Origin of the sequence: Euzebya tangerina (assembly GCF_003074135.1) — a bacterium.
GTDB classification, from domain to species: domain Bacteria; phylum Actinomycetota; class Nitriliruptoria; order Euzebyales; family Euzebyaceae; genus Euzebya; species Euzebya tangerina.
Genome location: NZ_PPDK01000001.1, coordinates 149,381 through 160,030, shown reverse-complemented (window position 1 = coordinate 160,030; position 10,650 = coordinate 149,381). Strand labels below are relative to the sequence as shown.

Sequence of the window (10,650 nt, the reverse complement as noted above, 5' to 3'; positions counted from 1 at the left end):
CCAGTTCAGCGTGTCGGCATCATAGGTCGCGGCCTGTCCGGTCCGTGGCCGATTCGATCCATCGGCCATGACGTGCACGCGACGATCAGGAACCGGTCGTGCGCATCACCCGTTCGATGATCAGCCGGCTGGCTTCCGTCGGGTCGGTCAGGTCGACGGTCACGCCGCGGTCGCGCGCCAGCTCGACGATTCGGCGCAGCGCGTACGCCCCGCTGACGTCCGTGCGCCCCAGTCGTTGGAGGTGGATGGTCATCGCGGTGACCTCCTGACCGGTGATCAACGTGGTGGCCTGCTCCTCGAACCGTGGCGCCGAGCCGAACCAGAGCACCCCCGTGGGGCGAAGGTGCAGGTGTCCGTCCTCCACCCAGTGCTCGGTGGTGATGTACCGCTCGCGACGCAGGTGGGCGGCGATCGACAGGGCGATCCCGATGAGGATGGCCCAGTGGACCTGCGGGGCGAGGAGGAGCGTGGCCAGTGCCGTCACGAGGGCGATGGTGAACTGCTGGCGGGACTCGGTGCGCAGCGCGAAGACCGGCCCCGGGTCGGCCAGTCGGCCGACGGCAGCGACGATGATCCCCGAGAGCACCGCACGCGGAAGGTCGGCCAGCAGACCGACCAGGGGAAGGGCGCCCACCATCAGCAGGCCGGTCACCAGCCCGCTCCACGCCGATGTGGCCCCGGCCATGTGGTTCAGCGCACTGCGACTGAACGAGGCGCCAGCCGGGAACCCGCCGACCAGGCCTGCGGCCAGGTTGGACACGCCCTGGCTCGCGAACTCGCGGTCCGGATCCCACGCGAACCGCTCCTCGGCAGCGAACTTGCGGGCGATGGCCGCTGCCTCGCTGAAGCCGATCACGGCGATGATCAGCGCGGGGACGAGCAGGTCGGTCACCCGGGACCACGGAAGGGCGAGCGACACGACGGGGGTCGCTGCGGGGAGCTCGCCGAGTGTCTCGGCCGCGACGTCACCGGTTGCGGTGGCCTGCCCGATCAGCACGCCGGCGACGATGGCGATCAGGACCCCCGGCACGAGTGGGCTGAGCCGCCGAGCGAGGAGGACCACCGCCACCGTTCCGAGGCCGATGGCGACGGCCACCGGGTTCCACTCGCCCACGTTCGCCATGACCTGCCCGGTCTGGACCAGAACGCTGTCGGCGTCGGCCGGGGCCCCGGTCAGCGTGGGAAGCTGCGAGGCGACGATGACCACCGCCGCAGCCGAGGTGAAGCCCGCCAGGACGGGGGAGGAGAGGAAGTAGGCAAGTTCGCCAGCCTGGCTGAGCGCGATCCCGAGCCGGATCGCGCCGACCATCAGCGCGAGGAGCGCGGCGAGGGCGACGTAGCTCTCGCTCATGGGACTGGCCAGGGTGGAGAGGGTGCCGAGCGTGAGCAGCGACGTGATCGCGGTCGGGCCGCTCTGCAGGTAGGGGGAGGCGAGGAAGGGGGCGGCGGCGATCGTGGCGACGACACCGACCACCATCCCCCGCTCGGGCGGGATGCCGGCCAAGACCGCGTAGGCGACGGACTGGGGCACCAGGACGAGTGCGACGGACACGCCCGCGACCAGGTCTCCCGTCGACGGCTGACGCCACAACGACGAGCGCTTCAGCGTCGCGATGGGGGCGAGGTCCGGCACTGCCTTCGAAGGATACGGTCGGGTGCTGTCGAGCACGCCTCGATGGGTTACACCTACACCCATGCACATCACCCTCCTCGGCCATGCCTGCATCCGCATCGACGCCGGCGACGGACCGGGTGACCGGCCAGGTGCCGTCCTGATCGACCCCGGCGTCTTCTCGCCCTCGGCCCCCAGCGCGGTCGACGGCATCGACGCCGTCCTCATCACCCATCGGCACCCCGATCACATCGATCCGACCGTGCTCGGCCAGGTCCTCGACGCCGCTGACGTGCCGGTGCTGGCCGAGGCCGGGGCGGCCGCCGTCGCGGCTGAGGGTGGGATCACGGCTACGGCCATCGAAACCGGCTGGACGGGCAGCTTCGGTGCGCTGCGCGTCGAAGCCGTGGGCAGCGACCACGCCGTGATCCACCCCGACATCCCCGGCATCGGGAACCTCGGCCTGATCGTGGACGACGGCGAGACGCGCCTGTTCCACCCGGGCGATGCCTACACCACGGTGCCGGACCACATCGACGTGCTGGCCCTGCCGCTCAACGCCCCCTGGGCCAAGCTGGCGGAGACCATCGAGTTCGCCCGGGCCGTCAAGCCACGCATGGTCGTCCCCGTCCACGACCACCTTCTGCGTCCCGAGGCGCGGGGGATCTACCTGGGCCAGGTGGCCGAACTCGGCCGCGCGGAGATCCTCGACCCGCATCGGGGAGTACCGACCTCGATCAGTGGTTAGGACTGCTCCATGACCGCTGTACCGCAGATCACGCTCAACAACGACGTCACGATCCCCCAGCTGGGGTTCGGGACCTTCCAGATCGAGCCGGAGGAGACCAAGGAGGTCACCCTCACCGCCCTCCAAACCGGTTACCGGCACATCGACACCGCGCAGATGTACCGCAACGAGGCGGGCGTGGGGGCTGCCGTCCAAGCGTCCGGCCTCGACCGCTCGGAGGTCTTCGTCACCACGAAGCTGAACAACGGCTATCACGACCCCGAGGTCGCGACGAAGGAGTTCGAGAGCTCACTGGAGCGGATGGGGTTCGACTACGTCGACCTCTTCCTCATCCACTGGCCCCTGCCGGAGGTCCTCGACTACGTGGAGACGTGGAAGGCCTTGGAGGCGATCTATGCGTCGGGTGGCGCCCGCTCGATCGGGGTCTCCAACTTCCAGGTCCATCACCTGCAGCGCCTCATGGACGAGACCGACGTCGTCCCCGTGGTCAACCAGATCGAGGTCCACCCGTACTTCGCCAACGATGAGGTCCGGGAGTTCGGCACCGAGCACGGCATCGTGACCGAAGCCTGGTCGCCCATCGCGCAGGGTGAGGTCATCGGGGATGAGACGCTGGTCGAGATCGGCGAGCAGCACGGCAAGTCCGAGGCGCAGGTGGCCCTGCGCTGGGCCCTCCAGCGCGGCGACATCATCTTCCCCAAGTCGACCAAGCCGGAGCGAATCGCCGAGAACTTCGAGATCTTCGACTTCGAGCTGTCGGAGGAGGAGATGGCCACGATCCACAGCCTCGACCGTGACGGGCGGCGCGGTCCGAACCCCGACGAGTTCAACTGGATCCCCGACTAGGACGTGGCGAGTCGGGTCTGGACCACGGCCGTGGCATGGTCCAACGCCCAGACCACACCGAGGCCTCGGGCGGTCACATCCCACTGCTCGATTACCCCCTCCGGCCGTCGGCTGCGGATCACCCGCAGCGCGTCCCTGAGCCGAGCTTCTTCCTCGCCGTAGGTCTCCGATCCCGCGTCGCCGGACAGGGCGGCGTGGAGGGTCACCGCCGCCTCATCCGCGCCGATGTGAGCAAGCAGCACGATCAGGTTGCGAAGGGTGGTGACGCCGTGGCTGAGGTTGCCGTCCCGTCGCAGCCGCGGCAGTGTCCTCGCGAACCGGGCAAGGGCCGCAGTGGTATCGCCAGCACGGGTCAGCGCTGCAGCCAGGGACACCTCAGCCACCGACGACAGGAAGGACGCACCGACGGGCCTCGCGGCAGCCAGTGCCCGTTCGTAGCTGACGATCGCATCCGTCGGGGCGGTCGCTGCCGTGATCTCGGCACGCGCATACGCCAACCACCCGCGCGCCGACGGCGAGGTGTCCGGTGATGGGACGTGACCGTCGAGCAGCGACGTGGCCCGCATCAGATCGTCGGCGTAGGTAGCGGCGAGGACCTGACCGACGATGCCGAAGCTCTCGGCATGACGGTCGGCTGCGTCACGCCCCAACGTCATCATGGCGTGATTCCTCGCCGCGCTCTCCGTCAGGTCACCGTCGTACAGGGCCAGGTCGGCAGCGGTCTCGAGCAGCGACACCTGCGTCCGCACGGGCAGTGGCGCGGTGGCAGTCGCTCGGGCCTGATCGGCGTAGGTGGCAGCGGCCGCAAGATCGGCCCGGTGCGTGGCGTCGGCGGCGAGGTCCGCCAGCACCAGCGGCCTGCCGGGATGGTCCGGCGACAGTCGGGACAGCAGTGCCGCCGACCAGGTGGCCGGCTCACCCTGCAGGCGACTGTGGGCGTAGAAGCTGAGCGCATCCGACAGCTGGCACGCGAGGTCGTGGTCGTGCACTCGAGCCCAGGCGTGTGCGGCTCGGATCTCCGCGAAGACGCCGCCAAGCCGATCATTGGCCCATCCCTCGTCGTCCGTTCGGAGCGCCGCGTCGCAGCGCTCGGCCACGCCGGCGAACCACTCGGCGTGGCAGCGCTCGAGCTCGTCACCGGGGGCGAGCGTCCCCCTGACGACGGCCCGCGTGGTCCCCAGCAGTCGGTACGTCGGCGGTGTGTGGCGCAGGTCCACAACCAGCAGTGAGCGGTCGACCAGGGCAGACAGACCCGCGATGACGTCCGGATCGTGCGGCTGGCTGCCGAGCACGCCGATGGCGTCCTCGAGGCCGACCGGCCCGGCGAAGACGGTGAAGTCGGCAAGGAGCTGCTGCTCGTGCGGCGTCAGCAGCTCACAGGACCACGCCACCAGGTCCTGTATGGTCCGATGCCGCTCGACCGGCCGTCGGTCGGCACTGGTGAGGATGTCCAGGCGGTCCGCCAGGACGGCGGCCAGGTCGCTCAGGCCGATGGTGGCCACACGACCCGCCGCCATCTCGATCGCCAGTGGCAGGCCGTCCAGCAGCGGGATCAGCGCGTCGAGGGCCTCCTCTTCGCGGGTGTCCGGCTCCCACTCGGGTCTGACCCGTCGTGCGCGTGAGACGAACAGCGCACGGCTGACCGGCAGCGGCAGCGGGGCGATCGCGTGCACCCGTTCGGTCCGGACTCCGAGCCGCTCACGGCTCGTGCACAGCAGTCGGACATCGCCGCCGACCTCGACGATGCTGCGCACCACCTCGGCGACCGTGTCGATGACGTGCTCGCAGTTGTCGAGAACGACGAGCCGATCCATGGTCGCGATGGCGATCACCGACTGCTGATCGGACGCGGTCGGCGATGTGATGCCGGCCGCCCGGCGGATGGCCGGGACCACCATCTGGGGATCGGCGATGGCAGCCAGGTCCACGACGACCGGGTCGGTGGACGACACCGTGTTCATCTGCCGAGCCAGTGCCGAGGCCAGCGCCGTCTTGCCGACCCCGCCGGGGCCGACCACGGTCACCACACCAGGGGTGCGCAGCGCCGCCAGAAGGTCCTCGAGTTCCCCGTCGCGTCCCAGCAGATCGTCGTCGGACGGTCCCGGCGATGTGGCGCCGTCGTCCAGTTGCGGTAGGAAGCGGTACCCACGACCGCGGACGGTCCGGATCCACTCCTGCCGCGTGCCGTCATCGCCCAGCGCGCGCCGGGCCTCCTTCACCCGGGTCGTGAGCGCCGACTCGGAGACGAAGTGGTCCCCCAGACGGCGTCGAGGAGCTCGGACTTCGGCACCACCCGTTCTTGGTTGAGGATGAGGTACCGGAGCAGATCGAACGCCTGCGGCTCCAGGTGCTGCGAGGCCCCGTCACGAATGACCTCGCGGGCATCGAGGTCGATCGCGACGTCGGCGAAGGTGAGCACGGCGGCATCATTGTCCCCGGGTCCTCACACAATCTCCACCTGGTCCCCAAGCTCCTCAGGCCGGCGCCGGTCACCGTATGCCCACGACGTCAAAGACGGGCGTCAGACGACATCCGCCGCGAGGAGCATCCGATGACCACACCGACCCACGTTCCGACCTCCGCGTCCCGCCCCTTCCTGACGGAGGGCGGGCTCGAGACCGATCTGATCTTCAACCACGGGGTCGACCTGCCCGAGTTCGCCGCGTTCCCGCTGGTGACCACCATGGCGGGGAGAGCCAGCCTCACCGCGTACTTCGCGGACTATGTGGCGATCGCGCGAGCCCAGGGGACGGGAGCCGTGTTCGAGACGCCGACCTGGCGAGCCAGCAGCGACTGGGGCACCCGCCTCGGCTACGACGCGGACCAACTGGACCAGATCAACCGAAGTGCCGTGCAACTGCTGCACCAGGTGGCCGCGACCAGCCACGACATCCCGGTCGTGGTCAGCGGCAACGTCGGCCCACGGGTCGACGGATACGCCGTCGGTGGGGCCATGAGTCGTGCCGAGGCGACGGCCTACCACCGGCCCCAGATCACCTCGCTCGTCGCAGGCGGAGCCGATCAGATCGGCGCCCTGACCATGACCTACACCGACGAGGCGGCGGGGATCGTGGAGGCGGCGACGGAGGTCGGGGCGCCCGTGGCCATCTCCTTCACGGTCGAGACCGACGGTCGCCTCCCGTCCGGTGCCAGTCTGGCGACGGCCATCGAGCGGGTCGACCAGCTGACGGATGGTGCGGCTGCCTACTTCGGCATCAACTGCGCCCACCCGACCCACATGGCACGGGCGCTTGAGCAGACAGGTCCGTGGGAGCGGCTGGGCCTTCTGCGCTACAACGCCTCGCGTGCGAGCCACGAAGAGCTGGACGAGGCAGTGGAGTTGGATCGTGGTGACCCACAGGATCTGCTGTCGTGCCATCGCGCGTTGGTTGCCGAACTGCCGTCGCTCGTGGCGGTCGGGGGCTGCTGCGGCACCGACATCGAGCACGTCGGGCTGCTGCACGGGGGGCCGGTCATGGTGGGGTCGGCATGAGTCGGTGACCCAGACATGACCGCACCCGCCCCGGATTCGGACTGGCTAGCCTCCAGCAGGTGCGTGCCTGGTTCGACGGTTGTGGAGATCGACGGCAGTGGCATGTTGCCGCTGCCGTCCTCCCGCTCGCGGCGGCTGTGCTCCTCACCAGCTGTTCGACGGTGCCGATCGAGGGCGTACCCCGGGCCGGTGATGAGCCGGCGTGGGTCTATGGGGCCGACACCCCGCAGGATCTTCGGGACCTGGCCGACGAGGTCATGACGACGTTCACCTCGGCCTTCCCGTCCCGGCGGGAGTGCCTGGGCGCCGTCGGACTGGTCGGGGCCCGCGAGCTGGACGACCGGGCCCGATACGACCCGGGTGCACAGGAGGTGACGATCCGGATCCCGGCCACCGCCCCACAGCTGCGGGTCTCGCTGGTCCACGAGTTGGCCCACCACCTCGAGTTCTCCTGCCCCTCCCACGTGGAGATCCGCGAGGAGCTGAGCGCGGCCCAGGGGCTGTCGTCCGGTGACTGGTCGGAAGGGCCCACGTGGATCGAGACGCCGTCGGAGCAGTGGGCCACCGCGGTCGTGCACTACGTCCTCGAAGAGGATGACCCGAGAGCGCCGATCGTCGTGCCGGACGAGACCCTCCGGATCATCCAGACCTGGGCGGAGGGCTGACGCGCGCTTGCGGCGACGCCCCCCGCCATCGTCACAACCGGGTCACGCCTGCGCCGGTCCCGTCGACTCGGGGGCGCCCTTGGCCTCCGAGGCGAGCTGGTCAGCTGCGGCTGCCAGTTCAGCAGCCTCGTCATCTGAGTCCTGCCCACGGGATGCCGAGGCCAGCTCGTGCGACAGCGCCTCCAAGTCGGCGCCACCGGCCATCATCTGGACCAGCTGCTCGAGCGGCAGATCCTCCTTCGCGAAGTCGCCGGAGACGAGGCCACGTCGCAGGATGACGAAGTGGTCGCCGACGGGATAGGCGTGGTGTGGGTTGTGGGTGATGAAGATGACGCCGATGCCCCGCTTCTTGGCCTGCAGGATGTACTTGAGCACCACGCCGGCCTGCTTGACGCCGAGGGCTGCGGTCGGCTCGTCCAGGATCAGGACCTTGGCACCGAAGTACACCGCCCGGGCGATCGCAACGGATTGGCGCTCGCCGCCCGAGAGGGTGCCGACCGGCTGGTCGGGATCCCGGATGTCGATCCCCATCTTGGCCATCTCCTCGCGGGTGACCTGCTTGGCATGATCGACATCGAACCGCCTGAACGGCCAGACGCCCTTGGTCGGCTCGGAGCCGAGGAAGAAGTTCCGCCAGATGGACATCAGCGGGATCATCGCCAAGTCCTGATAGACGGTGGCGATGCCCATGCTCAAGGCATCGCGTGGCGAGGCCAACTCCACTGGTTCGCCCTCGAAGTAGTACTCACCCTCGCTGGGTGCGTGCACGCCGGAGAGGGTCTTGATCAGTGTGGACTTGCCGGCGCCGTTGTCGCCCAGGAGGCAGGTGACCTCCCCGGGCCGGACGAACATGGAGATGTCCTGCAGGGCGATGACGCTGCCGAAGAACTTGGAGACGCCCTTGATCTCGAGGATGGGCTGGTCGAGGTCGATCGTCGTGGTCATTGCACTCACCGCTTCTGTGCCTGGGTCCGGATGAAGTTGTTGAACACCACGGCGACCACGAGGATCGCGCCGACGAAGACCTTGAACCAGTCGCCGTCGACGCCGGTGACGATGATCCCCTGCTGCACCATCGCGAAGATGAGCGCGCCGAGCGTGGCTCCGATGACCGAGCCGTAGCCACCGGTCAGCAGCACCCCGCCGACGACGGCGGCGATGATCGCATTGAACTCCTGCAGTTCACCGCGCAACGAGTCGGCACCACCAAACGATGCCACCTGTATGAGCGCGACGAGGAACGCGGCCGAGGCCGTCACCATGAACAGGCCGATCTTGAGCCGTGTGACCGGAACGCCGACGTTTCGGGAGGCGTTGTCATCACCCCCGACGCCGAAGATCCAGTTGCCGATGGGGGTACGCGACAGCACGAACCAGGCCAGAAGCGTCAACCCCAACCACCAGGCGATGGAGATGTCGAACCGGGCTCCGAACAGATCGATCTTGCGACCGAAGAGCGACACGATCGCGTCGGCACCAGGAATCGTGTCGAACCCACCCAGCTGCGTCCGGTTCGTCACCGTCCGCGGGATCGCCGTTGCCAGTCCACGGAAGACGAAGAGTGCGCCCAGCGTGATGATGAACGACGGCAGCCTCGTGGTGATCACCATGATGCCGTTGAGAAACCCAACCCCCGCCGTGATCACCAGCGCCACGACGAGTGCGGGGAGCAGCGGCCATGCCAGCCCGCCGACATCGGACGAGGACACGAGCAGCATGATGGCCATGCCTGCGAAGCCGATGACGGAGCCAACTGAAAGGTCGAACTCGCCAGCGATCATCAACAGCGCCACCGCGACGGCGAGGATGCCCAGGGGAGCGGCACGGTTGAGGATCGCAGCGGTCGTCTGCGTCGAGATGAAGTTGTTGTCCGACGCCACGACGGCGAAGAACCCCCAGACCAGGACGACGGCGACGAGCGCGCCGAATTCCGGCCTGGTGAGCAGGCGGGTGAGGACGCTCTGCGACCGAACCCGCTCATCGTCGGACCCATCGCCGCTGTTCGTTGTGGTGGGTGGCTCGGCAGTTTGTGTGCTCATGGCGGCCCTCCGGGTGTGAAGCATGGCCCCCGACGGGCTGAGCAGTCTCGCAGACGACTCAGCCCGCCGGAAGGGCCATCGCCTGCTAGCGCAGACCCGCTTCGGAAGCCTCTAGCACCGACGCGGCCGTCTCCGCGTCCACGATCTGGGGACCGGTCAGGACCACGCGGTCCACGCTGCCGAGCGGCAGGGCTCCCGTGTCCAGGAACTTCGTCATGAACACGATGGGCAGGTAGCCCTGGAGGTACTGGGCCTGGTCGATGGCGAAGAGCATCCGGCCTTCGTCGATGGCTGTCAGCACCTCGGGTCCGAGGTCGAACGTGGCCAGGGCGACGTCAGAGCCGACGTTCTCCACGGCAGCCAGTGTCGGGATGGCGCCGGTCGGGCCCAGCGCCAGGATGCCGTCGATCTCATCGCTGAGGGCACCCTCCACCGTTGACTGCGTCCCAGCGGGGTCCGCCAGGTCGACGGGGATGACGTCCACCGTGCCGTCGAGTCCCTCCTCGAAGCCGCCGCAGCGGTCGTCCAGGGCGGTGTTGCCGACCTCCTGGTTGATGCACAGGGCGTTGGTGACCCCTTCCTCGGCCATCCGCTCACCGGCGATCAGACCGGCCTCGAACTCGGTCTGGCCGACGTGGACCAGGACGCCGAGGTCCGCGAAGTCATCGGAGCCCGAGTTCATGGAGATCACCGGGATGCCGGCGTCGACTGCAGCTTGGACGGAGTCGCTGAGCGCCTCGGCGTCCGGCAGTGTGACCACGAGGCCGTCCGGCTCGGAGGCGACGGCCGCGTCGATGATCTGACTCATCTCGACCATGTCGAAGGTGCCGGGCGCTTGGTACTCGACAGTCACGCCCATGTCGTCGCCAGCATCACTGACGCCGTTCGCTGCCACGGTCCAGAACGGGTCGGATGACTGGCCATGGCTGACCACGACGAAGCGGTAGTCACGCTGGGCGACCGCCCCGTCATCTCCCGAGTCACCACTGTCATCCGAGGAGTCGTCGCTGTCGTCGGCCGGTTCCTCCTCCTCACCGCCGGTGTCCGCTGGTTCCTCCTCACCGCCGTCGTCGGTCTCCGCGGTGTCGGTGTCTTCGCCGCCGTCCGCCGTCTCGCCGTCACTGTCGTCGACGGAGGTGCAGGCGGACAGGATCAGCAACATGATGGCTGCGATTGCAAGCCAGGCTCTGGATTTCATCGTGCATTGCTCCTTGTTGGGGATCGGGTCTTGCAGGGGGTGGTTGGGG

The 10,650-nt window shown here is 68.7% G+C and carries 9 protein-coding genes and 1 pseudogene; 4 read left to right on the top strand and 6 right to left on the bottom strand.

The window, feature by feature from the left end:
- Window positions 1–85: 85 nt before the first annotated feature.
- Entirely contained in the window at window positions 86–1,633 is a 1,548-nt protein-coding gene (locus tag C1746_RS00760) for a SulP family inorganic anion transporter (RefSeq protein ID WP_162867233.1), read from the bottom strand.
- 61 nt (window positions 1,634–1,694) lie between these two features.
- On the opposite strand from C1746_RS00760, the gene C1746_RS00755 reads away from it, so the two are divergent.
- Both C1746_RS00755 and C1746_RS00750 read left to right on the top strand, forming a co-directional pair.
- Window positions 1,695–2,360: an MBL fold metallo-hydrolase gene (locus C1746_RS00755; protein WP_162867232.1), complete on the top strand. Its 666-nt coding sequence runs from the start codon at window positions 1,695–1,697 to the stop codon at window positions 2,358–2,360.
- A 9-nt stretch (window positions 2,361–2,369) separates the two neighbouring features.
- Window positions 2,370–3,206, top strand: coding sequence for an aldo/keto reductase (locus tag C1746_RS00750; RefSeq protein ID WP_116712803.1), 837 nt, complete (start codon window positions 2,370–2,372; stop codon window positions 3,204–3,206).
- Here the strand turns inward: C1746_RS00750 and C1746_RS00745 are convergent.
- Window positions 3,203–4,723: a winged helix-turn-helix domain-containing protein gene (locus C1746_RS00745; protein WP_476702725.1), complete on the bottom strand. Its 1,521-nt coding sequence runs from the start codon at window positions 4,721–4,723 to the stop codon at window positions 3,203–3,205. The genes C1746_RS00750 and C1746_RS00745 overlap by 4 nt on opposite strands.
- Window positions 4,724–5,401: 678 nt before the next feature.
- A pseudogene (locus C1746_RS23305) lies at window positions 5,402–5,499 on the bottom strand (winged helix-turn-helix domain-containing protein); the annotation flags it as partial.
- 258 nt (window positions 5,500–5,757) lie between these two features.
- On the opposite strand from C1746_RS23305, the gene C1746_RS00735 reads away from it, so the two are divergent.
- Complete coding sequence (locus tag C1746_RS00735) at window positions 5,758–6,699, top strand: homocysteine S-methyltransferase family protein (protein ID WP_116712800.1); 942 nt, start codon at window positions 5,758–5,760, stop codon at window positions 6,697–6,699.
- A gap of 59 nt (window positions 6,700–6,758) precedes the next feature.
- Window positions 6,759–7,364 (top strand): hypothetical protein, encoded by a 606-nt coding sequence (locus C1746_RS00730; protein ID WP_116712799.1) that lies wholly within the window; start codon window positions 6,759–6,761, stop codon window positions 7,362–7,364.
- Window positions 7,365–7,406: 42 nt separating this feature from the next.
- On the opposite strand, the gene C1746_RS00725 is transcribed toward C1746_RS00730, so the two are convergent.
- The 3 genes from C1746_RS00725 to C1746_RS00715 form a co-directional block, all read right to left on the bottom strand.
- Window positions 7,407–8,309, bottom strand: a complete 903-nt coding sequence (locus tag C1746_RS00725; protein WP_116712798.1) for an ATP-binding cassette domain-containing protein — start codon at window positions 8,307–8,309, stop codon at window positions 7,407–7,409.
- 5 nt (window positions 8,310–8,314) lie between these two features.
- Window positions 8,315–9,403, bottom strand: coding sequence for an ABC transporter permease (locus C1746_RS00720; RefSeq protein ID WP_116712797.1), 1,089 nt, complete (start codon window positions 9,401–9,403; stop codon window positions 8,315–8,317).
- Between the two features lie 85 nt (window positions 9,404–9,488).
- Window positions 9,489–10,601, bottom strand: coding sequence for a sugar ABC transporter substrate-binding protein (locus tag C1746_RS00715; protein WP_205711624.1), 1,113 nt, complete (start codon window positions 10,599–10,601; stop codon window positions 9,489–9,491).
- Between the last annotated feature and the right edge of the window lie 49 nt (window positions 10,602–10,650).